We start from the raw sequence: 24791 nt of genomic DNA, 5'->3' as shown, positions 1-24791 counted from the left end.
TTGGTTACTCAATGAGAAAAATAACCTTTTTCTTGTGTCAGTTAGGTATTAGCGCATTGTTCCTAATACCTAACGCTAACGCAGCTTGGTTTGTTGATCAAAGCTCTTATGCGGCTGCTCATAGACACTTACTTGAAGGTCACACAGATAAATCATTTGAATCTATCATAGAGGCTTGGCAGCAATCTCCGACAATAGATCAGAAAGCAAATCTTAATGGTTTGCTAGATCTTGCTATTACAGAAGACTGTGGTCATAGCCTTGATAAAACAGTATTGCCTTCTTGGTTATCAAAGTTATCGATTGAACGTTCTGTGGTTCAAAATATTAACCAGCAGTTACTTAAGTTATCTATCGTTGGCTTAACACGAGCTAAGATAACTCAGATTAGTTTTTCTAAGTGGCCTAATGATAATTTAATTGATGCCAAACCTGTGATTGATGATGGTGGTTATTTTACAGTTGATGCGAATAAGCTCGATCATAAAGTAGAAGCTGGATTATATAAGTTAACGATTATTGCTGATGGTGAACCCGCTTGGAATAAATGGATTGTGCTAAATGAGCCGCCAGCTAAACAGAACTTAGGCTGGAAAGATAGTAATTCATGGCGTATTGATCATGTGGCTAAATTGAATTCATCATGTCCTGCACCGACTTTGTCGATAAAACTGTATGATTTAAATGATACTGATTGGCGTCCATTATGGAGCGAAGAAACTGACACCTATCTACCGACTAAGCTGCCAAAGTTAAATATTCCAGAAGGGCGATATTGGCTTGATGTTGGTTTAATAAATAGTCGATGGCAAGGTGAGATATCTATTTTAGACATTCAAAGTATCACTCGACCCATTGATTACTCTGATGATACTCATTAAGTTTAAAACCACTTTATAAGAGTGGTTTTTTTATACCTTTAAACATGTATAATTAATACATGTTTAAAATGGTGACAATTATGCAAATCATCGACAAAGCAAAAGAAGACAAAATACCTGCAATTTTACGACTAGGTTTTCGACCGTTTTTCCTTGGAGCTAGTACTTTTTCAGTTATCGCAATGATAATGTGGGCATTGTTCTGGTCTGGTGAATCTCAATTATCTAGTTTTATGTATTCAAATCCTATTTGGTGGCACAGTCATGAAATGTTGTTTGGATTTTCAGGTGCAGTCATTATTGGTTTTTTATTGACAGCAGTACAAAACTGGACGGGACAAGCTAGCATTAAAGGTACTAAACTGCTGTTGGTTTTCAGCCTATGGTTGATTGCTCGTATTGGCTTAATGTTGGGCTCAGTGAGCAGTATTTGGCTGTTTATTGATACACTATGGATTGCTGTTTCTATTTATTATCTTGCAATACCTATTATAAAAGTTAAACAGTGGCGTAATCTTTTCTTTGTGCCGGTTTTACTTCTGTTTGCTTTTACCAATATTCAATTTCATTTCATTGCATTAGGCAAGAGTCATCAATCTATTACTGATATTGCTTTACCTGTCGTGCTTGTTGTTACTGTGATTACCTTAGTTGTTGGTGGTCGAGTTATCCCGTTTTTTACTTCACGCGGAACCAATACCGAAGTTATTGAACGAATTAAAACGATTGAATATCTTGCGCTTATACCTGCATGGTTGTTGCTTTTGACGACATTCTTTATAAATAACGAAACAATAAATTGGCTTATTGCTCCGTTATCGATCATTGCAGCCATAACAAACTTTGTTCGTCTTTCTCGCTGGCGCACAATCTCAACACGACGTATACCGTTACTGTGGTCTTTGCATCTAGCTTATTTGTCGTTAATTATTGGTCTATTTTTACTTGGTTGCAGCTTTTATACGACAGCTATCAGTGAATCTATTGCTATTCATATAATTACCATTGGCGGACTAGGTGGAATGATACTAGCAATGATCTCGCGTGTATCTTTAGGGCACACAGGACGTAAACTGCAAGTAGGACGCTTCATGCAGGTTGGTTTTATCGCCTTATTTCTATCATTATTAGCACGAGTATTATTGACAACAGTTGCACCTAGCATGTTACTTGATAGCTATGTTATTTCTGCAAGTTTGTGGGTTGTTGCTTTTGGAATTTTCACCATAGTCTATTTTCCTGTACTCACAAAACCTCGTGTTGATGGTCACCCAGGGTGAATAATCAGAACGAAGAGGGTGTATTGATAAGCTTGATAATCAGTGACATTATTGGCTATTAGCTCTAAAATATCACTTCGATCATCAACAAGAAGATAGTTATGTACAATCACACTCCAACGCTTAATCATGAACAACAACAAGAAGCTGCTGAGCGTATTCATGAGCTGATGGCACAAGGTATTAGTAGCGGTGAAGCGATTATGATTGTTGCTCATCAGATCCGAGAAGCGGATATTAAGCGTCGAGAAGCTGCTGGCGAAACTTTCAGTGATGAAGAAGAGTAATTAAAAGAAGAGCTTAACGGCTCTTTTTTTATAATTGGATACTTTATTTTCAAATAAAAGCTTGTCCAATTATATGTTTTTATTATACAAATAATTAAAGCATAATTTTATTAGGGTAATTATATGAATGACCGATATTTACAGGCTCAAGCTTTTGCTAAAAGTCGACATGGCGAGCAAAAATACGGAGATTATCCTTACCACGTACATTTAGATACAGTTGCTGAAATTGCACGACCATATGGTATTGATGCAATGATTGTAGCTCAACTGCATGATGTGATTGAAGATACTGATACCAGTTTTGATGAGTTGGCTGATTTATTTGGTTTTACTATTGCTGACGCAGTGAATTATGTCACTGATGTAAAATTAGAAGATCGAGTGAAGCGAAAATTAGAGATAAACCAACGGTTATTATCGCTTGATCCTGCCGAAGATGCAGCACGCCTAGCATTAATTGTTAAAACCTGCGATCGCTTAGCTAATGTTCAATCAAGCAGCAATAATTCGCGTCGTCATTTCTTAATGTATCAAGCTGAGCATGATGCTTTTAAGCACGCAGTTTATCGTGCAGGTCTATGTGACCCATTATGGCAACAATTAGATGCGCTTATTCATTCTAAAGATTGTGTTAACTGTGCTTAATGCTGAAGCTTTACGGTTTAATAGATAGTTGATATGAAAAGCCCGTGTATTTGATAAATACACGGGCTTTTTTATAAGTTATTTATGACGACATATAGCTGTCAGTCATTATTCCTCATCGTAAATCGTCGGAATAGGTTGGCGCTTATGTTGGGTTGCTTTATAAATAGACACTAAGCGATCGCGGACAAAATCGGTTACGGGCTTACCTTCTAAGAAGTCATCAATCTGATCATAAGAAACTTGTAAAGCATCCTCGTCAGCTTTTTGTGGCGCTAATTCTTCTAGGTCAGCTGTAGGTACTTTATAAACCAATTGTTCTGGTGCACCAAGTTTTGCTGCAATAGCACGTACTTGACGTTTGTTTAAACCAAATAAAGGTGCTAAATCACAGGCACCATCACCAAACTTTGTATAAAAGCCAGTAATGTTTTCAGCTGAATGATCGGTGCCAATAACTAAGCCGCCGACAAGTCCTGCTATCTCGTATTGAGCAATCATACGTGTGCGAGCTTTAACATTGCCTTTTACGAAATCAACTTTAGCGTTGTCGCTAGGAATAAGCCCAGTACCTTCTAATGCTAAAAGGGTGCTTGCATGAGTGCCATCAACACCATTTTTAATATTAACGCTTACAGAGTGACTAGGCTGGATGAAGCTTAATGCGAGTTGTGCTTCGTCTTCATCTTGTTGTTCACCATAGGGTAGACGAACGGCAATAAACTGGTACTCGTTGCTGTTAGAAACTTGGTTTAAACCATCAACAGCAAGTTGAGCAAGACGACCACATGTTGTTGAATCCACGCCACCACTAATGCCTAGTACAAGTGATTTACAGCCTGATTGTTTAAGTTTTTTTTGAATAAATTCAACTCGGCGTTGGATTTCAAAATCAACGTCAATGACAGGTAGCACGCGCATTTCAGTGCGGATAAGCTGTTCCATGGTATAAATCCTTAAGAGAGTTAGCCCAAATATTAATCATTTGAAGCGATATAATGGATAAATGAGAGATAAACCATTACACCTTTGGCAAAATCATGCGATAACTCGTTATTATGATCAATGCTAAAGATAGATATTACTAAAATTAAGGGGCATTTTCCTATTAAATGCTTAAATAATAGTTACATCATTAGAAATCTCTAGTGTGAATATAAGTAAATTGATAGAACGAAAGGTTTGATGGATGAAACAAACACTTGCTGTATTCGGCAGCGCTTTTAATCCGCCTAGTTTAGGGCATCGTTCGGTTTTAGAACGATTAACGCATTACGATGAAGTGCTTTTACTTCCAAGTTACAATCATGCTTGGGGTAAGAATATGTTGGATTATTCATTACGTTGTGAATTAGTTTCTGCTTTTATCGATGACATTTCTCAAGATAACCTCGTGTTGTCCACGTTAGAGCAAGATATCGCAGTAGGTGATGAACCTATCACGACTTACGCAGTACTTGTTGAATTACAAAAGCGCTACCCAAACCATCAAATTACATTTGTTATTGGCCCTGATAATTTCTTGAACTTTGGAAAGTTTTTCAAGTCAAAAGAAATACTTAGTCAATGGCAAGTGCTTGCGTGTCCTGAAACGTTACCGATTAGAAGTACTCTAATTAGAGAGGCATTAGCAAATAATAAAAATATCAGTGACTTAACAACTGCAAGTGTTAGCCAGTTATTAATGACCGATAAGCGTTATCATTTTTAACTTTAGGGGATACGGCGAAGTGCTTAAACAAATCTCATTAGGTGTTTTTTGTTGCTTACCATTTATGTTGTCTTCGTCAACTTACGCGTTTAATTGCGAAAATTATTATTCTTTAGATACCGTTTCTCAACCTTTTAGTATCGATTATCCCAATAATACTAAAGACTGTTCAGTACCTATTTATAGCATCGAGCGTAATAATTATATAAACAATGCGCAAATGCCTTCACTACACGATAACGATATACCGTGGAAAGTTGATTCCAGCAGCTATGGAGATAAATTCTGGTTGCACTGGGATGATAAATTTGCAGACTCACCTGTTTTAATGGATCACAATTCATCGACGTTTTACGGTTTAGGTTTTTGGATGCCAACTAACTATGATGAAGAGGAATTTACAAACGCAGCAGGGGCTGAAGATTGGATATTAAATCATGGTCTGCAAATGAGTTTGGGTTTTGGCGACATTACCGGTCACAAACCACGAGTGAGATTTGATTACCGTTGGCATAATAATAGCCATGTTGAAGATGGCGTATCAATGCAAGTTCATATTCCATTAAATTAAAAACGCCCGTATTAAGGGCGTATTTCATTTAGCGTAAACTTTCACCTAAAATTGGCAAAGATAGCGCTCCTACCATTTGCTCTGTCGTATTCAGTTGAGCCGCAATTTGTGGGAGCTTTCGTCCTGAACGACTTAGTTTCAGCACTTCTCGCATCAGAATACAGGCTTCACACTCTTTTACTGTCATATTCATTACAGATTCAAGGCTTGATATTGCTGTTTTTTCAGTGATTTTATTACCTGTTAGCATTAACGCTAATGAGTTGTGATGCTGTTTATTTATAGCTGGACAAAGTGATTGAGTCGACACAGAGAGTTTTTCAACTTGGTCTGCAATGACTTTTAATAAGCGTCCTTCTGCTCCATCCCATTGATGCTCTTGAACGGGGGATTTTGCTAGTTCATCTAGCACTGCTCTTATAAGAGACGACACAACAAAAAAGCCAGCATCAGTGCATAATGGCTGTGTCATTCGAACAGAAAAGGCCACTTTGTAAAATGTTGCACCAGGTAACACTGTGATGGCATGTAAACAATCAAACGGGATCCAGAAACCATGACCCTTAGTGATCATGTGTTCTTGTTTACCTAATCGGATTAACACACAACCATTCGTAACAACAATAAAGTAAGAAGATTGGCTCTTTTTACGTGAACCAACAAAAAGAAAAGGGTGTTCGTTATTTGAAAACTCAATAGCTTGTTTCATACTGACTCTCTTACACATAAGCATGAACATCTTCGTGTTTTTTTCTATTAGCGTCAACAAAGAGGATTGTGTATTAACTAAATACTGTAGATATCATTCCTTGTATGATCAAACTGGTGCAAAAAATAGCATGTGCGATGAAAAAACAGGCAATTATATGAGGTATGACCTCCAACCATCACGGTTATTGACAGAGGTTGTTTGGTTAATCATTATTTATTAGTAAAATAACTCAGTTTTTTCAACATGAAGCATTACTGTGCATATAGATAACGATATTTATAAAGAAATTCGCCCGTATAATGACGATGAAGTCAGTGGTGCGATTCAACGACTCATTGATGATAAAGATTTTATCAACGCTATTTTAAAGTACCGTTTCCCACATGCGTCAGGCATGTTTGGTTGGTTACTTATTCCCCTAATTAAACGTTTCCTTGTAAAGAAATGGTCAGGCATCAAATCGGTAAAAGATATTCAAAATCAAGTTGCCAAGTATATGCAAGGAACAATCGAACATTCATGTGACGGTGTAACGTATACAGGTCTGGATAAGTTAGACCCAAATAAGGCTTACTTATTCGTTTCTAACCATCGTGATATCGCGATGGATCCCGCAATGGTTAACTGGTGTTTATTTAAAGAGAACTTCAACACGGTACGTATTGCTATCGGTGATAACTTACTGAAGAAGCCTTGCGCCACAGAATTGATGCGTTTAAACAAAAGCTTTATTGTAAAACGATCAGCAAAAGGGCCACGAGAATTGATGAAGTCACTTGGACTTCTTTCAAGTTATATCTCTCACTCTTTAGAAACTGGAAATAATATTTGGATTGCCCAAAAAGAAGGGCGTGCTAAAGACGGTAACGATAAGACAGATCCTGCTATTCTAAAAATGTTCTTTATGGAAGGGCGTAAGCAGAAAGTTTCATTTGCTGAGTTTATGAGTAACTTAAATATTGTCCCTGTCGCGATTTCTTATGAAAACGATCCTTGTGATGTGGCTAAAGCTGAAGAACTTCATCAAAAAGCAACAACAGGTAGTTATGAAAAAGGTGAGTTCGAAGACATCGAAAGCATAGTACAAGGTATTGTTGGGCAAAAGCGTCGTATCTATATTAGCTTTGGTGATGTCATCAATAATGCACCAGAGACACCTGAAGAATTAGCTGAAGAAATCGATCGTCAAATTACTGAAAATTATCATTTATTCCCAGCCAATTTCATTGCTGCGAATATTGATTCAGAAATAGTAACAGACGAAGAGAGAAGCAAATTCGCTCTAAAATTAGAAAATCATAGCGACAGTGTTAATGATATCTTAAAACAGATGTATGCATCGCCTGCTCTTAAAAAACAGCAGCAACACTCTATGTAATACTTATAAAGCGATGTCGATTTTTACGATTAGTAAGGAACGGCATCGCTTTTTAATACACACCGAAGTATGGATCATAAGTAACAATAATTGCTTTAGGTATGATTATTTCAGCTCCATTTTTCCAATTATCATCGATATGTTGATATAGGTTAGACTCTTCCCCAGATACCAATAATAGTTGAATCCTTTCTTCTTCAATATCGAATTGAAGTGCAATATAAGTCGCTATATTAAATAGCCGTTCGTACCCTAAATCGGTAGTTATATGTTGAGTAATAACAACATAGGTTTGATTATAATTTTTAAGAACGTGACCAAACTCATTCAATACTCTTTTAATATCAATGGTTAACTTATTACTGTTATCATTAAAATAAACAACATTATACTGATCTTGGATTTCAACGAGTAACGCTTGCTTTGGAATATATGCTTTAATACTGGCGGTGGTTGGTTCTATCGGATTTGATTGGCTAAAACTGTGTATTGCATAAGCTGGGAATGTAATTAATGAGGCAGTCAGATAAAATGTAAATACTGCTATAAAATAGATAAATAATCTATTACTAACTATATAAAAAGAAAAAGGTGACATAACATGCTCATTGTACTTGTTTGATTATCAGTTTAGTACAATGAACATTGTAAGAGGCTAAAATTAGTTTAATTCGGTTTATTTATGATTATCTATAATTGGATTGATATTTTTATACGGGGGTAGAGCCATACGCTCAGCCATAAAATCAATAAAACAACGAACTTTTGGTGCAAGGTATTTACGTCTTGGGTAAACAGCATAAATGGGTAATTCTACTGTCGTTTTCCAATCATTAAGTAACGTTATTAACTTATTTGTTTTAATCTCATCAGTTAAGAGATAGGTGGAGAGATAAGCTATACCTAAACCACTGAGCGCAGCATCAAGCACTGCCGGTGCATTATCAATACGATAATTACCATTAACTCGAATGGATTGTTTTAATCCATCTCGTCCAAATTCCCAATTTACATATTTACGCTCACGGCTTTGGTAAGTAATACAATTGTGTTGACGTAAATCGCCAGGGACAATAGGTTCACCATGTCGTGCTATATAATCAGGGGATGCTACAACGACAAATTCACATTTAGCGAGTTTTCTGGCTACCATTCCTTCGGGTGGATGTTCATGAATAGCAATCCAGCAATCAAAGCCTTCTTCTAAAAGGTTTGGGCGGTGATCAAATAAACTAATTTCAAGCTCTAGCTCAGGGTTTTGCTTTTGAAACTCTGCTAATGCGGAAGTAATATGAATATTACCGAATGATTGGGCGATACCAATTCGTAAAACGCCTGTGATTTCATTTCGATACCCCGCCACCATGGCTTCAGCTTCATTAACAGTATCAATTAACTGTTGGCCATAATCTGCGTACTGCACGCCAATTTCGGTTAATACAACGGTACGGGTACTACGTTGAACTAGCTGACAACCTAACCTTTCTTCCAAACATTTTATTTGCTTACTTACTTGAGATTTTGATATTCCCAAGCGATCAGCAGCTTTTGTGAAGTTTTGTTCATGACCAATAGCAGCCAGTATTACCATCTGTTGCAAATTATCTAGCATTTGGTATTCCAAGTTACGCTGTCACGATAATCTGGCGTGACAAAATATCGATTAACACTATCTATGTATTATGATTTTTTGATTCATAAACATCAATCTATATGTATGAATATAAATAATAACTTACATCATTTTAAACGATTTAAATAATTCGTATGGAAACGTTATGATAGCGATATTGCGAATGGAGGAATGCATGTTTAACGTTTTTACTACCTTTTTATTATTGGGCTTATATAGCTTTGGCGGCCCGGCTGCACATATTGGTTTCTTTCAACGTTCTTTTGTAAAAGAAAAAAAATGGATTTCTGATGATGATTTCACTCATGCTGTAGCGTTATGTCAATTTTTACCAGGGCCAGCCAGTAGTCAACTTGGTATGTATATTGGCTATAAGAAAGCGGGTTACTTAGGCGCTGTTGCTGCCTTTGTTGGCTTTACTTTACCTTCTTTTGCATTGTTAACAGGGCTTGCCATTGTTAGTAGCAGTGTAACGTCTAACTCTGTTGTTGATAGCTTAATCATCGCAGCAAAACTACTTGCCGTTATTGTCGTTGCTGATGCTTTATGGGGAATGGCTAAAAAGAACTTAACGACAGCCCTAACGATTACCGTGGCAGTGATTACTGCTATTTGGGTCTATTTTAGTACAGGTCTACTTGGCCAAGTGTTACCTATATGTGTGGCGGCAGCTGCGGGTTACGCGTTGTCATTTAAAACTGAGATTACACCAACAAATAAACTAACGACTAGCATAAAACCGCACCTTGGTATTTTAGTTACGTTTGGCGTGTTGTTAGTGGGGTTACCCTTATTAGCGCCTTACAATAGCGGTATTAATTTATTTAATATCTTCTATCAAGCAGGGAGTTTTGTTTTTGGCGGTGGGCACGTTGTATTACCACTCCTACAACCAATGATGGAAGGATTAGTAGGGGAGTCTACCTTTATTAATGCTTACGCATCTGCACAGCTAGTACCTGGTCCAATGTTCACTATGGCTAGTTATTTAGGTGCTTCGATAGACGGTATACACCCAGTATTAGGGAGCTTGATTGCAACCATTGCTGTGTTTTTACCTGGCAGTTTATTACTATTTGCATTTATTCCAGCATGGAAAGCGTTGTTTGAGCATCAACGTCTAAAGCAATCAATTACTCTAGTAAATGCTTGTGTTGTTGGATTATTAGCTAGCGCATTCGTCAGCCCTATTATTACTAGTGGGGTGAAAACAGGATTAGATGCTGTAGCTGTGGTGATTGGATTTATTGCGTTTAAATACTTCAAATGCCCAGTGTGGTTGTTGGCTATCTTGTTATTTATAAGCCAATATTTCATCATGATTTAATTTGAACATCGCTTTTATATCAAGGATCTGCTTTATACAGATCCTTTTTTTATGGAATAATCGAAACAGATTATAGGCTTAGATGTGATATAAACATTAACATCTAATGCACTATAACTATATACCTTGTGATAATAGCAACTTACCAATCGAGAACTAATTGATGATTTTTAATTATCAATTCAGGCTTAGTAGATTTAAGTAACGCTTGTTTCATTTCGTTTTCATCGAGCTTATAGACGGGTTTGGTTGATAGCACTTGTCCAATAAGTGAAACAAATGGTGTGATAACCGGTTTAGTGAGCATGTTATTAAACTTCTCCGGTTTTATTGCCAATGATTCAATATTTAAACCACGTAAATATATCGCCCCTTCATCTTGGTTATAATAGGGGATGGCACTGAAATTTGCTTTAACAACAATATCTTGAGGTGGTTGACCTGCAAGTTCTAGTTGGGCGCTAGCAGTAGTATCAACACTTACACGATTGTCAGCGACACGACCAATACCAACTTTTACTTTTTCAAACTTACCTGTAGCGTAGGCGATACCTTGAATACCAACAGATCGTTCAACATTGGTTTCTTTGTTTATGTAATTTTGCATCTCACTTTCAGTGACGCCGTAACTACTACAACCAGTAAAGAAGAAGGCAGAACTCACAATAATTAGAGCTTTTAAGCGCATAAAAAACCTTAAGAAAAATATATATGCTTTATTTATAGCTCATAATAACCAAAAAAAGCACGTAAACCTACGTGCTTAACACTTTCAAACAAATATTAACTGTTAGCAAACAAAACAGAGATATCGTAGTTATCACGGCTCAGTGAATTTTTTAGTTTTGCTAATGAGGTAACTTGTAACTGGCGAATACGCTCTCTTGTAAGACCCACTTCTTCAGCAACTTCCTGTAAAGTCTGTGCTTCATAACCTAATAAACCAAATCTTCGGCATATAATTTCTTTATCTCGATTATTTAAACAATTTAGCACATTAGTTGTTATTTTTTGGATTGCTAAATCATCTACGAGATCATCAGGTTTGGCACTATTTTCATCAGCGATTAGTACTGCTATTGACTGGGAACTTGCTTCACTTGTTATAGATTGATCATACGAAACGATAGGGGTGTCATAAGAAAGAGTTGTAGATACATCATCAAGTGTTTTATTTAGAACTTCAGCGACTAATTCTGTACTAGGTTCTTGATTATTTTTCTTTACTAATTGTTTGTGTGTCCGAACAATGGTATTGATTTCTTTTGATACATGAACAGGTAAGCGAATTGTTCTTCCTTGATTATGTATTGCACGTTCTATCGTTTGTTTTATCCACCATGTCGCGTATGTTGAAAATCTAAAGCCTTTTTCAGGGTCAAATTTTTCAACGGCGGTCATCAACCCGATATTACCTTCATCAATTAAATCACTTATATGTATGCTACTACCTCGATATTTTTTTGCGATACTTACTACTAATCGTAAATTACTCTCAATTAATACATTTTTACTACAAGTATCACCGCACAAACTTTTCCGACTATATAATATTTCATCTTCTTTCGTTAAAAGCGGCTTTTCTGATATATCTCTTAAGTATAAGTGAACAATATCTCCGCCATGTGAAAATTGCTCTTCTTTCTTATTCATAACCATACAAAGTCCTTTTATGTCAATCTAGCATTTATTGACATAGTATTTTATAAACAACGAGGATCACACTACCATAAAGGAATTATCTGTAAACCTATTTTATGAAATTGTTATTATAATATTAAAAGAGTTCACATTTTAAATCATTCAAATATACCCCTACCGCAATTGTTGATAATGTACACCTTAACACTTCCCTCTAAACGATAGATTTAAGCTATTAAATCTTATTTAACCATTTATGAAATCTAACCAATCACTAATAGCACCTAAATGACATTGATTATCATTTACGAGGGTATATGATGCAATTATCATTTAAGGAGTTAGCTATGGTCTCTTCCTCTATTTCTGTTAAGCCCGAAATGGCTACCTTCAGTTTAAAACTAAAGAAAAAACTACTACTTTTAGGCCCAGCATTCATTGCCGCCATTGGTTATATTGATCCAGGTAATTTCGCTACAAACATAGAGGCAGGTTCTTCTTTTGGCTATCAACTATTATGGGTTGTACTTTGGGCAAACCTAATGGCTATGTTGATCCAATACCTGTCTGCAAAGTTAGGCATAGTGACGGGTAAAAATCTAGCGGAACATTTACGTGATCATTTACCTAAATGGGCGATAGGTCCATATTGGATTCAAGCTGAAATTATAGCAATGGCAACAGATTTAGCTGAGTTTATTGGTGCTTCTGTTGGTTTCCAATTATTGTTTGGTATTAGTTTAATGGAAGGGGCAATAATAACTGCCATAGTAACAATGGCTATTTTATTATTAAGTAATAAAAGCCAGAAACCATTAGAAGTTGTTATTGCAACATTATTATTAGTCGTAGCTATTGTATACGTTATTGAGCTTTTCTTTGCTCACCCTGCAACAAGCGAGATGATTAAAGGTCTTGCCATTCCAACGTTAAATAGCTCACATCAAATTTATTTAGCCGCAGGTATTTTAGGTGCAACAGTAATGCCGCATGTTATTTACTTACACTCGGCACTATTTAAAAATACTTACGGTGAAACAAAAGCAAAAAGATTAAAATCAACACGTTTAGATGTACTCATTGCAATGGTTATTGCAGGTTTTGTGAATATTGCAATTGTGGCAATGGCAGCAGCAGTCTTCCATTATTCAGGTAATCAAGATATTGCTGGGATTGAAACCGCTTACAAAACCTTAACGCCACTTGTTGGACAAGCTGCATCTACATTGTTTGCTATTTCTCTTATCGCATCAGGCTTATCATCTACTGTTGTTGGTACCATGGCTGGAGATGTAGTAATGCAAGGTTTCGTTAAATTTAAGATCCCTTTGTTATTACGCCGTATTGTTACAATGGTCCCATCTTTTATCGTTATTGGACTTGCTATCAATACCACTGAAATTTTAGTGATGAGTCAAGTCGTTCTAAGTTTTGGTATTGCATTGGCTATTATACCGTTACTAATTTTCACTAATAATGAAAAACTAATGGGTGAGTTTAAAAACAATAAATACGTTAGTTACGCAGGTATTGTTATCATTGCTCTTGTTGTTGCCTTGAATATATATCTTATGATGACACTTTCTTAAATAACGTTTCCAATCAAAAATATGAATAATAAACCAAACTTTACTTGTTTGGTTTATTATTCGCAGTTTTTTTGTTTCATCAGTAAACGCAGTGCCTTACGTTTATATTTAAACTCTTTTTTAACTTTCTCTGTTGCAACGTTTAAGATCATTTTGGAACGCTTTTCTAGGCTTTCCAATTTTGTTTTCAAGCCATTACAAGGTACAACACTGTATTGATTCTTGTACTGTTTCACACTTTGAGCCTCAGAGGGGAAAGAGATAAGTAAAAAAATCGAAATTAATGAGCTAATGACACACATTTTCATGAAGAATACTCCTTTATATGGCGTATTATATTTCATAACGTTTTATTGCTAGTATTAAGTCTTGCAATAAATGTGAGTTAAATAGTTATTTTATAAAACATACAAGACTATCAATTACATTATCGACTCGGAATTACGCCTTTTAAATCATCATCAGTACGTCTATCGTAGCGTTGGGTTGTCGTAATACTGCTATGTCCCATAAATTTACTGACCAATAATAAGTCGTAACCTGAACGCAAAAGATTAGTTGCCACTGAATGTCGAAAATCATGGGGTGAAACAATACGTGAAAAACCTAACATATTGAGTTTTTTACACAAATCATTAAGTGTTTGTGTTGTTAAACGCATATAAGTCAATGTTTGGTAACGATTAATAGTGCAAAATAATGCAGGTAAATTCGGGTTAAAATCTTGCAAACGAATGGCTAGCCATTTTTCCATCGCGTTATATAAATCACTATTGCGAGAGAAAGGAACATAGCGCTCCTTATTACCTTTACCAACAACACGTACCTGGCACCGATTCATATCTATATCAAAAGTATTTATATTTACCACTTCTGCTCGCCGTAAACCTGCCTCATACATTAACCAAAAAATAGCATTATCTCTCAATGCCTTAGTTTCATTTTTTTGATTAAGCGTAATAGCTGAAATATGATCTAGTTCAATATAACTAAGATATCTACCACTTGATTGGCGAGAGCCCCTTGGTAATTTGATCGCTTTTATACGTTCTAAAGTTTCAACTGAGATTAACTCAGCAAGCCAAGCATGTTGAGCTACACCGCGTAACATACGAAGTAAATTATCAGCAGTTGCTGGTGCATAGGCTTTTTTTCGATCACTGATTTGGTTATCTATTCGATCACTTAAAAACGATTGCATGGTTGATTGAAGAATAGGGGCGTATAAAATACGACTCCAATCAAAACGCTCAACACAACTTCGAATACAAAAACAACTAAATGCCTCTAACATCACTTCAGATTGTTTAGATAATTCAAACGAATAGTTTTGAGGCGAACTTGGTTGAAACCAGCCACTTTCGATCATAGTTTTATTAAAACTACTAAGATCAAAAACCGCAACACGATCCTTAAATTCAATAACACGAGAGACAGGTAAACTCTGATTATCTCGAAGAAATTCAGCTACATTCAATAAAGCGTTTAGTAATGGCTTTACTTGTAAGTTCTTTATTGGCTCATTCTCACTGAAATAGTGATTTTTCATTTTAGCTTTTTGTTTAGCGCGAGCAATCAGAAATGACTTAACTGCATCAATCAGCTTTTCTTGATTATTAAATAATTCAATCCAATCAATGAGTTGGAAGCTATTTCCCAATACATATCGTGCAAGCCTTTCAAGAGTATATCGTGCATTTGCTTGACCACCTGTTGTATCCGTTGCGGACAATGAATATACGTAAGATAACGCAGGATTAGTCGATGCATAATTTATATGATTAATGCGTTCTGCTAATTGTGTTTGCTGGCGCAACGATGTTGTTCTTAAACTTGCGGCTCTTGGATCGATAGGGAATTTGTTCTGCATTACATCGGTTATTTTAGATCTGCTATAAGAGATATTATATAAGACTGAAATATAATATCTATATAAATCTGCAACTTAGGGGAAATAGCGAGATCAATAAGGATCTTCAACACAGTGATGTTTTGGCTGTTTTATAACCATATTTTCATGGTGATATTTTTAATAAGCAAAGATTTAACCAGTGATTCCATATAACATTTAAGTGTTACGGTGTCACATAAGTAGTTGTAAACTTGATACGCTGAATGAGAAAGTAATTACTTATAATTAATACTAATGAGGATAAAAGGATGTAGGTATGAAATTGTTAAAGAGAGCTATTTGGCTTTGTTGCATTTTTTCTACTTCAGTAAGTGCAACTAATATCTATCTCAAGCAATTTAATGAAATAAATATGAGCCTTAACAATTTAGTGTTGGATATAAATTGCGGAAAGTTACCATCAATATCTTTTACGGGAGATGAACTCGAAAAGGTTAAGTTACAAGTGAATGATGCGACACTTAAACTATATTCTACAGATAAAGATAACCCTAAGGTTAACGTTACGGCTCGTGTTATTGTTTCTAAACCTTTAAATAAAATTGATATCGCTAATCACGCAAAGGTAAATATTGATGGGTGTGCGCTAGATGAAACTACATTCACCGCTAATGTATCGAATAAAAGTTATGCCGAACTTCACGGTTCAACGACTAATCTCGATATAACTGCAACAGACAATGCGCATGTTAAGGTCGGTATTGTTGCTGAAAAAGTTATCGTTAATGCCTTTCAATCATCATCTATTGATATCAATAAACCAATTGGAGTTTTAAATTTATCACTCGCCACTGATTCTTTATTTTCACTAACATCAGGCGTTAACCTTGTTGAAGTAAACATGAAAGAGGAGTCAATTGCCACTATGTGCAATACGGCGAACAGTACAATCAATGGTTCTATGGAAGATGATTCATCAATCACGATAAATAAAGCTGCCGAGTCAACAATTGTAGCTAGTGACAATAGTAAAATAACTTATTGTTATCAGAACTGACGTTTTATACTAAATATGTAATGATAGTCTTAATTTGATAGGGGCCGATCATGACAATACAAACAGTAACGTTTTCAGTTAATAATAAGCTTTCCATCGCGGAAAATATAATCGAATATGTACAAAGCCATGAAGATAAATTTTCACCTGCTTTGTTCACTAAACATGATCAACAAGATCTTCGATATCAATTTGCAACAGCTAGCTTAAATGTTGATATGGTAGAAATGACAAAAGATTCAAATAGTGGTGTGATCACTGTAAGTTACGGCATTCATTTCTTCTGGCCCTGTAATAACCAAGACGAAATTGATCACTATAAAGAAACACTAAACTTTGTCGTAAGAGAAGAAAAAGTAACGATAGAACTTGTTGAACATGAACCATGGATTGTTCTGTAAACAAAAACAGCCACTCGGAAGAATGGCTGTTTTAAATGACATATCATTTATTCGTCACTTTCAAAACCAAATACGCGATCTTGGATATACACCATATCGCAATCAGTTTTGTATAAAACACTATGTATTCTGTTAGCTTGAATATAGCCCGTTTGGCCTGCAGATAGAGTAAATTCATCTCCATCTTTGACAAGTTCACCATCTTTCTTTACGTAGAATTGAATAACAATTTCACCTTTAACAATGATCGACATATCATCATTTGGATGGTGATGCGGTGCTTCAAACGTACCAGCTTCCCAGCGTTCAAGTAATGCAGTTACACTGTTTTCATTCTTTTCATCTGTATCTCGGAAACTAAAGCCTGGCATTTCAGGCTCTTTTGTAAAATCAGACCAGATATTTTTAGAAACAAAATCACTCACAATAAAACCATATAACTATATGAACATGAAGTTATTATAGGTGAAGAAAATCAATTTATAGATAGCTAAAAAAGAAAGATAAAAAACCGATTTGACGTGCTACAAATTCAGATTAAGCATTTTATGTCTTAATTAATACATATCGATATCGTTGTATAACCAATCATCCGCTTCATCAAACATATCCTGCAGCAATGCTTCAACGCGTTCTTTATCATCGGCAAAACCACCAAGCACTGTTAGATTATTTCCACCACCAAGACGCACACGAATATTTGCATCTGGCCAGTTCATTAATACTCTTCGATTAAATTCATCATCAATCTTAGAAAAGTGAACATCTGATAGGTTTAGTTTGTTAAGCATTAATTCAATACGCATATAGTAATTACATCCAACTGTATATAACAACACTGATTTTATAAACAGTATTACGTATTATCAATTCAAGATTTAAATCGTTGTAATTAGTTGTTTTAATTAATACTGGTACCTAATAGTAAGGTAGATACTTCTCACATCTTTTATATTAACTAATCAAAATAACGTTCATTTAGTACTGACATAACGCCATTCATCAAGCAACACTAAAAGAAATTATTTACTTTATCGGTAAAATTTAACAAAAGAAACGCTCAACATATCAAGCTTGATAAAGCAAAAATCTCACCACAGTTATTTAGATTGAAAGGGGGAATGGGTTTTAAAACGGGTCATCAGCAATGAGCACATTAATATGATCTAATTTATATAACAAACAATAAGTATCAAAAATAATTGATAAAATAGAAATGTGATACTTATTGTTATGCTTTCTAGTCGAAATAGTCCTATTATTATTCCAACGACAAATAATAGGACATCAAAAAATGACGACTTTTACATTACACAGCCAAGACATTACTGAAGGCCAACTTAAAGACAAGCGTTTCTCATTTAACAGCTTTGGTCACGACGGTGACAACATTTCGCCACAACTATCGTGGGATAACGCACCAGAAGGAACAAAAAGTTTTGCAATTACGTGTTTTGATCCAGACGCTCCAACACAATCTGGTTTCTGGCATTGGCAAGTGATCAATATTCCAGCATCAACAACATCAATCGAACAGGGTGCTTCAGGTAAACTCGCAGCTGGTTTAGAGATGCGTAATGACTACGGTTTTAATAGCTATGGCGGCGCTTGTCCTCCTGAAGGTCATGGTATGCATCGTTACCAATTTACAGTATGGGCATTGCCTGTAGAAAAACTCGAAGTGCCTGATGACGCATCATGTGCATTAGTTAGTTTTATGCTAAACGCAACAGCACTCGGTAAATCAACGATCACACCAACATATGTTCGATAAATAACGCATATATAAATCATTATTAAGATAAACCTTGGGTCTATTTATTGTGTATTATCAATAAGTAGTCGCAAGGTTTATAAAAAGAAAATATGTCAGGCATAATCAAATTAAATTATTACAATGGTAATCGACCACAGCACTTACGTAATGTGCCGATTATCTACCCATCAATCTTCTGGATTCAGCAGGGGGATAAACAACTACAATGGCAAAATGATTGGATCCATTTCAATAGTAATAACTGGCTATTGGCGCATGGTCATACATCATTAACCTTTATCAATAATCCGAATCAAACTCAGTTCTTCTCAACCCAACTGAGCTTTTTAAACCGCCCAACGGATGATCAAATCCAACGCTCACAAGAAAATCATACAGGTATTTTAACACCTGAATACAGCCCTGATGGTACGGCGAAATACTTATGGCAAAGCATTATAACAATGCCGAAAGATATTGAGCCCAATGTGCAGAACCATATTGTTAATGCATTATTTGAGCACCTTGCTAACAATGGTTATCTTCATCAGTTATTTACAATGCGAAATTTGAGTTGGCGAGATAAATTAACCCAATATTTTAATGATGATCCCAAAGCCAATCACTCAATTGAATCTGTTTGTGACCATTTTGGATTAAGTAAGTCGACATTAATTAGACGCTTAAAAGACGAGAATACCCAATTTAGGGATGTATTAGCAGAACTCAGAATGGGGTATGCATTAAGCTTATTGCAAACTAAGCCATATTCACAAATAGAGCTTGCGCATTTATGTGGTTACAAATCAGAAGCTCGATTTGCACAACGCTTTCAACATCAGTTTGGTTTGAGCCTAAAACAATACCAAAAAACATTTGAATATCATTAGGATAAATACCATTAGCTTACGTTAGTGATAATGGTATCTATCTTTATATTCAATAATATAAATCGATTAACGGATAAATAATGTCTCTAATTGCAAGGCAATTGCATCCGCTAATTGGTGTGTTGAAATATTACGTTCGACAGTATGCAGTGGCATAGTGCCTGACTCAACCACACTTAACCAATCAGCAATCATGGTATCAAAACCTTTGGTTGCTAACATCGGCATCCAATCTTCTGATGTCAAAATTCTTTCTTCGTTGTTTAGCCAACGTTGGCCACGCATAAATGAAGTAAATTGGTAAGACTGGTTATGATAAGTGGCAGAAACACACTCATTGGTAATGCCATTTAAGCGATTCATCGAAGCATGTAACAAACATTGTCCTGATTGCCATTGCACATCAACACGTGAAAGGTGATCACCAAACATTTGATGAGTGACATAAACATCATCGAGTATCGATTTGGCATTTAGGTTCACACTATCAAGTGCGTGAATAAAATCATCGAAGATAAAAGGGCGGATATCACCAACAAGATTATGGCGATTTTTCTCCCAACGAAGTGAATGCAATTCACCAATATTACCGGAAGCCAATTCGGGTAAATGTTTGTTAAATAGAGGAATGTGACGACGGTTAAAACCGACATAAAGTGGAGTATTGTGTTGTTCTGCAAGTTCGTAAAGACGCTCAACTTGCTCAGCGTTATCAACTAACGGTTTATCAACAAAAGTAGGAATACCTTGTTTTATACACCAATGTGCTATGTCATAGTGAATATGCGTTGCAGCGTGGATCATCACTGCATCAATATTCTTTTTATTTAATTGGCGATAATCATCTAAACAACAAGTTACACCATATTGATCTGCCAATGCATTTAAAACGGTAGGGTTGCGTGTACAAAAAATTAACTCTACATTTTTAAGTTGCGTCACAATTGGGAGATATGCTTTTTGCGCAATATCACCTAACCCAACAATTCCTATTCGCATTTTTTACCCTTAACGTATTGGTTACATTAACCGAAATGCTTTATATCTCAAAGAAGCTGAAGCTAGGCTTAAGACACTCACTTTATCGGTGTTTATTTTCAGAGCTCTCTTGATTTAAAGTAGGATCATCATACTTTTGCATTCGCTCATTAAATTTATCTTCTCGTTTATGATAAATAGATTGTAATGAAATTAAACAGATAATGCAGCTTGCCACGCATTTTAAAAGGGCAATTATAAGGCAATGGGGGAGAGTGGTTGTCCTATGTAGCGTTAAGTACAATAACTCGCAAGTATAAACAATAGTAGAAACTAACGACGCGTAAAAAAATATTTTGTTTGTAGCTATGGGCATCTTCATTCTAATAACTCTGTTTAATATGCTGCTATACAAAAAGTAACATAATACGCCAACAGAATAACAGGTGTTAAAGGAATATTTTATAAATTAATTACATAAAGTAATGATTTTATACATTAAGACCATTTTTTAAGCAGGAATCGGGTTGTAAAACAATCAAATGCTAAACAACCGTTAGCATTATTTTGCAATTTTAGAACGAGATATAATCTAAGGTAATTACATGTATAAATAGCATAATTAATTATTTTAGTTCGTTAAAAACAGGGCCAGTCATGAAAACACGCTATATCACTGTTGATCTAGAAATACGCTCACACAAACCGTTTCCATTCTTAGCTGCATTTCTCAAACAGCAAGATACATGTTGCGAAGTTTATCCACCAAATGAACATGACCCATATTGGGCTACAAATCTTTCTTTTGAGCCACTAGATAATCCCAATGATTGCATAGAACAACACTGTCAATGGTTTAACGTTATACCTAGTCAAGCCAAACAAGAGTGGGATGAAATCGAACACAAATGCGTTAACATTGGTTATGAAACCTCTTCACAGCATTGGGCATTTACCGAGCTATTAAGCCCTAGCATCATTAAACGACTTGCTGAACTTAATCTTGGTCTAGGCTTTACTCTATATCCTGATAACCAATTAGAATGAAGGGATTATGAATAAAATGAACAACATAAAACATTAATAAAAGCGATAGGATCAAACAGACTGATAAATTGGGATCATAGTTTCCGAAATATAACCGTTTTATTTAGCACATTAATCATGTTCAATAAGCAATACTATTATTTGTAGATTATTCTATTTACACAGTTTTTGGGATAGCACATGCTTTCAGTATTCAACGCAGCAGAAATGTTCTCACTTATTCTTACTCTCGCGACCTTAATAACAGGTATTATTTTCGCGTTAGATAAGTTCGTATGGCAACCTAAACGAGAAGGGGTTACACAGGAGAGCACATCAGGTTGGGTTGCTCAAGCACGCTCAATGTTTCCGGTGTTATTTGCTATTTTAATTATTCGATCATTTATTATCGAACCTTTCCAAATTCCAAGTGGCTCCATGCAGCCAACATTGGTACCTGGTGATTTTATTGGGGTAGAAAAGTTCGCTTACGGCCTACGCGATCCTATTTTCCATAAAACACTAATACCAACAGGTAAGCCACAACGTGGTGACATAACAGTATTTATTGATCCATCAAACCCGAAAATTGATTTAATCAAACGCGTAGTTGGTTTACCGGGTGATACTATTATTTATCAAAACAAAACCCTTTATATCAAACCAGCTTGTAACGGACAGAAAGTATGTCCAGTAGCAAAAGAAGTACCAAAACAATATGTTGGCTTAACCAATTTCACTGAATTAGGTACAGATCTAAACGAGTATAAAGAAGAACTGGGTAAAGTGACTCACCACATTCTGCGTGATCCAGCTCTACCAGAGCAAATTAATCGTTATTACCAACAGCCAGGTCAACCAATGGGTGTATGGGTAGTGCCAAAGGGTCATTACTTTGCAATGGGCGACAACCGAGATAATAGCTTAGATAGCCGTTACTGGGGCTTTATGCCAGAGCAGAACTTAGTGGGCAAAGCGACTTTTATTTGGATTAGCTTTACCTTCAATCATAACCCAGACTCAATGTGGCCACATTGGTTACCTAATGGCGTTCGCTTCAACCGTATCGGTAGCATTCATTAGAACGATAACCAAACAATAAGATAAAACCAGAAAACCGACATGCTAAAAACATGTCGGTTTTTTATTAATCTACAATGTTATGAATCAAATTATACTTATCTGACTCTTTCTTCGTTACCCAGTGTTCACCACTTGCTGGTGCAGAATCAAGCGTATACATGTAGAAATCAACACCTTTATCACCAAGCATAGTCTTAAAGTACGTAGCTTGTTTACGGTGACTCACGTCCGAATACGGGATCTCTTTCGCTGTCTTTTCACCATCAGACCAACTATGCACGCCGACTTGTTTATTAAGCTCAATAGCATTGGTTGGTGCTTTTCGTTCAAGCGTTCGTTCAACACCAGCACTAAATAGATCCGTACCACCAGAGAATACTGAACCATTTTTAGTTACCATAGTGGCAATCTCATGGTTACGGATCATCAGGCCTGTATACATATTTACATCATCGTCAGAACTGCCGTTAATGATGTTATCGAACTTCAATAACATCTCACGACCTGTATATGTTTGAACAATATTTCCTAATTGAATAAATGTAGAAATACCCAATGTTGAGCTATTTTGATCGCGTTCTGATACATCTTGGCCAAAGTTATCACGTAAAAAGTTTTTAAATGCCGCAGATGTTTCAATATCAACTTGATCATATTCATTAATGGCTGTTAAAACTGTAGAGCCAATATGCGATAAATACTCAAAGTCTTCATTCTTATATTCTAGTAATATAGGGGTATAATCATTAACTGATTTAGATTGAATAACTGTTGTCTCTTCACCAACTGATTGTACTTCTTTCCCACAGTCAAATTTATCTGAATATTGATTATCACTATAAATAATACATTCAGCTTCTTCATTACGGTTGATCATAAGATCAATCGTTTCGGCATATTTATCCATTAATCGGATAACAATAATATTGTCATCAAGCTCTTCACCAAACAATACACGATCATAAACTTGGCCGTTATAATAAAAATTTACTGAATTAAGAACTTTATCACGGTTGATATAAAGCTCAGTGATCTCTTCATTATTGAAATTATAATCTGCCGTTGGCTTAGTTACTTGTTTAGTAATTGTTGCCTTACTATCTGAACCTGAGCCCGAGTTGCAACCGGCAAGTACCATAAGCGATGATGCGAGTAATAGTTTTCTATAAGAAGTCATTTAAACCCTCTATATTTGTTCGGTGTTTTCTGGAATGTGCTCAGGTTATGGAAATCCGGGTTTTTCGTCTAAACCATAACCACATAAAAACCAAACCAAAACCAAACCTTCAACTAACAAATTGATATTATTAAAAATAATTAAAGATTAAAAAGATGGTAAATTTATATAAACAACAAGTGATTATAACCACAACCATACTTATGGTAGTTACAATGTCACTTATAGGGCTGGTTTTATACTGACGCATATAGCAGTGAGCCATATTAAGGATATAAAAAAAGCCTGTACTAATAGCTTCAGTACAGGCAAAGGATAGTAGAGTAAATTATAAAAAAGATTATCAAAGAAAGGGGGTTAATAAACTTCTACGTCATATTTTTTTAGTTGCTCAATATCTTCAACTTTAATTGCTGTGCCGCCGGTATAAGGAGCTCCCCAAGAAAAAGCAGTAACAGTATGACCACCATATAAATCAATAACGGCATTGGCACCAATTTTTCTCGCTTCATCTGCTAATAGTGGGTATAACGTCACAACACTGTCATAACCATATCTAGCATTGGCTTTTACTTTACCTACTTCGGTATATTTTACGTTTGCTGGCAAATAGTGCTTAGCAATATAAATTGCTCCTTTAGTTTGCTGACTAATAGGTAAATCAGGCACATTAGATGAAGAAACATTACTTGCAGCACAACCAGTTAATAATACCCCCAGCATTAACGCTGAGCATAATTGTTTAAATTTCATAGGTTACTAACAGTTAATTAAGAAGATGCAGCTACTTTAATATTCTCATTGAAATTAAACTAAATAGAAATCAAATCAATTTCAAACCATTAAATAAACTTACTATTATTGTTGTTATATATCCCTATTTTTAGTTGGTTTTTGTTACACATTGTCTTAG

General features: G+C 35.6%; 28 protein-coding genes. 15 read left to right on the top strand and 13 right to left on the bottom strand.

Annotation, left to right across the window (positions count from 1 at the left end; all coding sequences use genetic code 11):
• Positions 1–11: 11 nt before the first annotated feature.
• From BTO08_RS19485 to BTO08_RS19470, 4 genes are all read left to right on the top strand, one after another.
• Positions 12–881 carry a DUF2861 family protein gene (locus BTO08_RS19485; protein ID WP_242446308.1) on the top strand — a complete coding sequence of 290 codons (870 nt, stop codon included), beginning with the start codon at positions 12–14 and terminating at the stop codon, positions 879–881.
• A gap of 80 nt (positions 882–961) precedes the next feature.
• Complete coding sequence (locus tag BTO08_RS19480) at positions 962–2161, top strand: NnrS family protein (protein ID WP_105062243.1); 1200 nt, start codon at positions 962–964, stop codon at positions 2159–2161.
• A gap of 101 nt (positions 2162–2262) precedes the next feature.
• Positions 2263–2448 carry a YoaH family protein gene (locus BTO08_RS19475; protein ID WP_005365166.1) on the top strand — a complete coding sequence of 62 codons (186 nt, stop codon included), beginning with the start codon at positions 2263–2265 and terminating at the stop codon, positions 2446–2448.
• A 123-nt stretch (positions 2449–2571) separates the two neighbouring features.
• A complete protein-coding gene (locus BTO08_RS19470) occupies positions 2572–3096 on the top strand; it encodes an HD domain-containing protein (protein ID WP_105062242.1) in 525 nt (174 codons plus the stop codon).
• A 108-nt stretch (positions 3097–3204) separates the two neighbouring features.
• On the opposite strand, the gene nadE is transcribed toward BTO08_RS19470, so the two are convergent.
• Positions 3205–4041: an ammonia-dependent NAD(+) synthetase gene (gene nadE / locus BTO08_RS19465; RefSeq protein ID WP_105062241.1), complete on the bottom strand. Its 837-nt coding sequence runs from the start codon at positions 4039–4041 to the stop codon at positions 3205–3207.
• Positions 4042–4285: 244 nt separating this feature from the next.
• Here nadE and BTO08_RS19460 point away from each other — a divergent pair, with 244 nt between their 5' ends.
• Positions 4286–4807, top strand: a complete 522-nt coding sequence (locus BTO08_RS19460; protein WP_105062240.1) for a nicotinate-nicotinamide nucleotide adenylyltransferase — start codon at positions 4286–4288, stop codon at positions 4805–4807.
• Positions 4808–4826: 19 nt separating this feature from the next.
• Positions 4827–5378 carry a hypothetical protein gene (locus BTO08_RS19455; protein ID WP_105062239.1) on the top strand — a complete coding sequence of 184 codons (552 nt, stop codon included), beginning with the start codon at positions 4827–4829 and terminating at the stop codon, positions 5376–5378.
• 28 nt (positions 5379–5406) lie between these two features.
• Here BTO08_RS19455 and BTO08_RS19450 read toward each other — a convergent pair whose 3' ends face one another.
• Positions 5407–6087, bottom strand: coding sequence for a hypothetical protein (locus BTO08_RS19450; protein ID WP_105062238.1), 681 nt, complete (start codon positions 6085–6087; stop codon positions 5407–5409).
• A 259-nt stretch (positions 6088–6346) separates the two neighbouring features.
• Between BTO08_RS19450 and BTO08_RS19445 the strand changes: the two genes are divergently transcribed.
• Positions 6347–7468 (top strand): 1-acyl-sn-glycerol-3-phosphate acyltransferase, encoded by a 1122-nt coding sequence (locus tag BTO08_RS19445; RefSeq protein WP_105062237.1) that lies wholly within the window; start codon positions 6347–6349, stop codon positions 7466–7468.
• A 52-nt stretch (positions 7469–7520) separates the two neighbouring features.
• On the opposite strand, the gene BTO08_RS19440 is transcribed toward BTO08_RS19445, so the two are convergent.
• Together BTO08_RS19440 and BTO08_RS19435 are read right to left on the bottom strand one after the other, a co-directional pair.
• Positions 7521–8066 carry a hypothetical protein gene (locus BTO08_RS19440; RefSeq protein WP_105062236.1) on the bottom strand — a complete coding sequence of 182 codons (546 nt, stop codon included), beginning with the start codon at positions 8064–8066 and terminating at the stop codon, positions 7521–7523.
• Positions 8067–8144: 78 nt separating this feature from the next.
• Entirely contained in the window at positions 8145–9080 is a 936-nt protein-coding gene (locus BTO08_RS19435) for a LysR family transcriptional regulator (protein ID WP_105062235.1), read from the bottom strand.
• 196 nt (positions 9081–9276) lie between these two features.
• On the opposite strand from BTO08_RS19435, the gene chrA reads away from it, so the two are divergent.
• Positions 9277–10428, top strand: coding sequence for a chromate efflux transporter (chrA, locus tag BTO08_RS19430; protein WP_105062234.1), 1152 nt, complete (start codon positions 9277–9279; stop codon positions 10426–10428).
• 142 nt (positions 10429–10570) lie between these two features.
• Here chrA and BTO08_RS19425 read toward each other — a convergent pair whose 3' ends face one another.
• The gene (locus BTO08_RS19425) at positions 10571–11116 is read right to left on the bottom strand and encodes a DUF1439 domain-containing protein (RefSeq protein WP_105062233.1); all 546 of its coding nucleotides are present in this window, start codon (positions 11114–11116) and stop codon (positions 10571–10573) included.
• 95 nt (positions 11117–11211) lie between these two features.
• Complete coding sequence (rpoS, locus tag BTO08_RS19420) at positions 11212–12087, bottom strand: RNA polymerase sigma factor RpoS (RefSeq protein WP_105062232.1); 876 nt, start codon at positions 12085–12087, stop codon at positions 11212–11214.
• 329 nt (positions 12088–12416) lie between these two features.
• Here rpoS and BTO08_RS19415 point away from each other — a divergent pair, with 329 nt between their 5' ends.
• Complete coding sequence (locus tag BTO08_RS19415) at positions 12417–13658, top strand: Nramp family divalent metal transporter (protein WP_105062231.1); 1242 nt, start codon at positions 12417–12419, stop codon at positions 13656–13658.
• Positions 13659–13714: 56 nt separating this feature from the next.
• Here BTO08_RS19415 and BTO08_RS19410 read toward each other — a convergent pair whose 3' ends face one another.
• Positions 13715–13966, bottom strand: a complete 252-nt coding sequence (locus tag BTO08_RS19410; protein WP_105062230.1) for a hypothetical protein — start codon at positions 13964–13966, stop codon at positions 13715–13717.
• Between the two features lie 119 nt (positions 13967–14085).
• Positions 14086–15528, bottom strand: a complete 1443-nt coding sequence (locus tag BTO08_RS19405) for a tyrosine-type recombinase/integrase (RefSeq protein WP_105062229.1) — start codon at positions 15526–15528, stop codon at positions 14086–14088.
• Between the two features lie 298 nt (positions 15529–15826).
• Here BTO08_RS19405 and BTO08_RS19400 point away from each other — a divergent pair, with 298 nt between their 5' ends.
• Together BTO08_RS19400 and BTO08_RS19395 are read left to right on the top strand one after the other, a co-directional pair.
• Positions 15827–16567, top strand: a complete 741-nt coding sequence (locus tag BTO08_RS19400; protein WP_105062228.1) for a GIN domain-containing protein — start codon at positions 15827–15829, stop codon at positions 16565–16567.
• A 50-nt stretch (positions 16568–16617) separates the two neighbouring features.
• Positions 16618–16968, top strand: a complete 351-nt coding sequence (locus BTO08_RS19395; protein WP_105062227.1) for a hypothetical protein — start codon at positions 16618–16620, stop codon at positions 16966–16968.
• A gap of 47 nt (positions 16969–17015) precedes the next feature.
• Here BTO08_RS19395 and BTO08_RS19390 read toward each other — a convergent pair whose 3' ends face one another.
• The gene (locus tag BTO08_RS19390; protein WP_105062226.1) at positions 17016–17393 is read right to left on the bottom strand and encodes a cupin domain-containing protein; all 378 of its coding nucleotides are present in this window, start codon (positions 17391–17393) and stop codon (positions 17016–17018) included.
• Between the two features lie 132 nt (positions 17394–17525).
• Positions 17526–17774, bottom strand: coding sequence for a DinI-like family protein (locus BTO08_RS19385; RefSeq protein ID WP_105062225.1), 249 nt, complete (start codon positions 17772–17774; stop codon positions 17526–17528).
• A 488-nt stretch (positions 17775–18262) separates the two neighbouring features.
• Here BTO08_RS19385 and BTO08_RS19380 point away from each other — a divergent pair, with 488 nt between their 5' ends.
• Positions 18263–18742: a YbhB/YbcL family Raf kinase inhibitor-like protein gene (locus BTO08_RS19380; RefSeq protein WP_105062224.1), complete on the top strand. Its 480-nt coding sequence runs from the start codon at positions 18263–18265 to the stop codon at positions 18740–18742.
• Between the two features lie 92 nt (positions 18743–18834).
• A complete protein-coding gene (locus BTO08_RS19375; RefSeq protein ID WP_105062223.1) occupies positions 18835–19614 on the top strand; it encodes a helix-turn-helix transcriptional regulator in 780 nt (259 codons plus the stop codon).
• Between the two features lie 66 nt (positions 19615–19680).
• Here BTO08_RS19375 and BTO08_RS19370 read toward each other — a convergent pair whose 3' ends face one another.
• Positions 19681–20613, bottom strand: a complete 933-nt coding sequence (locus BTO08_RS19370; RefSeq protein WP_105062222.1) for a Gfo/Idh/MocA family protein — start codon at positions 20611–20613, stop codon at positions 19681–19683.
• A gap of 636 nt (positions 20614–21249) precedes the next feature.
• On the opposite strand from BTO08_RS19370, the gene BTO08_RS19365 reads away from it, so the two are divergent.
• Together BTO08_RS19365 and lepB are read left to right on the top strand one after the other, a co-directional pair.
• The gene (locus tag BTO08_RS19365; protein ID WP_105062221.1) at positions 21250–21639 is read left to right on the top strand and encodes a hypothetical protein; all 390 of its coding nucleotides are present in this window, start codon (positions 21250–21252) and stop codon (positions 21637–21639) included.
• A 180-nt stretch (positions 21640–21819) separates the two neighbouring features.
• Entirely contained in the window at positions 21820–22701 is an 882-nt protein-coding gene (gene lepB / locus BTO08_RS19360; protein WP_105062220.1) for a signal peptidase I, read from the top strand.
• A gap of 64 nt (positions 22702–22765) precedes the next feature.
• On the opposite strand, the gene BTO08_RS19355 is transcribed toward lepB, so the two are convergent.
• Complete coding sequence (locus BTO08_RS19355) at positions 22766–23878, bottom strand: alpha/beta hydrolase (RefSeq protein ID WP_105062219.1); 1113 nt, start codon at positions 23876–23878, stop codon at positions 22766–22768.
• A 357-nt stretch (positions 23879–24235) separates the two neighbouring features.
• Positions 24236–24631, bottom strand: coding sequence for a hypothetical protein (locus BTO08_RS19350; protein WP_105062218.1), 396 nt, complete (start codon positions 24629–24631; stop codon positions 24236–24238).
• Positions 24632–24791: the final 160 nt, after the last annotated feature.

Source organism: Photobacterium angustum (assembly GCF_002954615.1).
Taxonomy (GTDB): domain Bacteria; phylum Pseudomonadota; class Gammaproteobacteria; order Enterobacterales; family Vibrionaceae; genus Photobacterium; species Photobacterium angustum_A.
This window is presented reverse-complemented; position numbering and strand designations above follow the sequence as displayed.

Excerpts from the sequence above, each read along its gene's own strand:
- nadE (WP_105062241.1), bottom strand. The coding sequence starts at position 4,041 with ATGGAACAGCTTATCCGCACTGAAATGCGCGTGCTACCTGTCATTGAC.
- BTO08_RS19475 (WP_005365166.1), top strand. The coding sequence starts at position 2,263 with ATGTACAATCACACTCCAACGCTTAATCATGAACAACAACAAGAAGCT.
- BTO08_RS19415 (WP_105062231.1), top strand. The coding sequence starts at position 12,417 with ATGGTCTCTTCCTCTATTTCTGTTAAGCCCGAAATGGCTACCTTCAGT.
- BTO08_RS19435 (WP_105062235.1), bottom strand. The coding sequence starts at position 9,080 with ATGCTAGATAATTTGCAACAGATGGTAATACTGGCTGCTATTGGTCAT.
- BTO08_RS19375 (WP_105062223.1), top strand. The coding sequence starts at position 18,835 with ATGTCAGGCATAATCAAATTAAATTATTACAATGGTAATCGACCACAG.
- BTO08_RS19425 (WP_105062233.1), bottom strand. The coding sequence starts at position 11,116 with ATGCGCTTAAAAGCTCTAATTATTGTGAGTTCTGCCTTCTTCTTTACT.
- BTO08_RS19450 (WP_105062238.1), bottom strand. The coding sequence starts at position 6,087 with ATGAAACAAGCTATTGAGTTTTCAAATAACGAACACCCTTTTCTTTTT.
- BTO08_RS19370 (WP_105062222.1), bottom strand. The coding sequence starts at position 20,613 with ATGCGAATAGGAATTGTTGGGTTAGGTGATATTGCGCAAAAAGCATAT.
- BTO08_RS19440 (WP_105062236.1), bottom strand. The coding sequence starts at position 8,066 with ATGTCACCTTTTTCTTTTTATATAGTTAGTAATAGATTATTTATCTAT.
- BTO08_RS19405 (WP_105062229.1), bottom strand. The coding sequence starts at position 15,528 with ATGCAGAACAAATTCCCTATCGATCCAAGAGCCGCAAGTTTAAGAACA.
- BTO08_RS19400 (WP_105062228.1), top strand. The coding sequence starts at position 15,827 with ATGAAATTGTTAAAGAGAGCTATTTGGCTTTGTTGCATTTTTTCTACT.
- BTO08_RS19485 (WP_242446308.1), top strand. The coding sequence starts at position 12 with ATGAGAAAAATAACCTTTTTCTTGTGTCAGTTAGGTATTAGCGCATTG.
- BTO08_RS19395 (WP_105062227.1), top strand. The coding sequence starts at position 16,618 with ATGACAATACAAACAGTAACGTTTTCAGTTAATAATAAGCTTTCCATC.
- BTO08_RS19355 (WP_105062219.1), bottom strand. The coding sequence starts at position 23,878 with ATGACTTCTTATAGAAAACTATTACTCGCATCATCGCTTATGGTACTT.
- chrA (WP_105062234.1), top strand. The coding sequence starts at position 9,277 with ATGTTTAACGTTTTTACTACCTTTTTATTATTGGGCTTATATAGCTTT.
- BTO08_RS19460 (WP_105062240.1), top strand. The coding sequence starts at position 4,286 with ATGAAACAAACACTTGCTGTATTCGGCAGCGCTTTTAATCCGCCTAGT.
- BTO08_RS19380 (WP_105062224.1), top strand. The coding sequence starts at position 18,263 with ATGACGACTTTTACATTACACAGCCAAGACATTACTGAAGGCCAACTT.
- BTO08_RS19365 (WP_105062221.1), top strand. The coding sequence starts at position 21,250 with ATGAAAACACGCTATATCACTGTTGATCTAGAAATACGCTCACACAAA.
- BTO08_RS19350 (WP_105062218.1), bottom strand. The coding sequence starts at position 24,631 with ATGAAATTTAAACAATTATGCTCAGCGTTAATGCTGGGGGTATTATTA.
- lepB (WP_105062220.1), top strand. The coding sequence starts at position 21,820 with ATGCTTTCAGTATTCAACGCAGCAGAAATGTTCTCACTTATTCTTACT.
- rpoS (WP_105062232.1), bottom strand. The coding sequence starts at position 12,087 with ATGGTTATGAATAAGAAAGAAGAGCAATTTTCACATGGCGGAGATATT.
- BTO08_RS19470 (WP_105062242.1), top strand. The coding sequence starts at position 2,572 with ATGAATGACCGATATTTACAGGCTCAAGCTTTTGCTAAAAGTCGACAT.
- BTO08_RS19480 (WP_105062243.1), top strand. The coding sequence starts at position 962 with ATGCAAATCATCGACAAAGCAAAAGAAGACAAAATACCTGCAATTTTA.
- BTO08_RS19410 (WP_105062230.1), bottom strand. The coding sequence starts at position 13,966 with ATGAAAATGTGTGTCATTAGCTCATTAATTTCGATTTTTTTACTTATC.
- BTO08_RS19385 (WP_105062225.1), bottom strand. The coding sequence starts at position 17,774 with ATGCGTATTGAATTAATGCTTAACAAACTAAACCTATCAGATGTTCAC.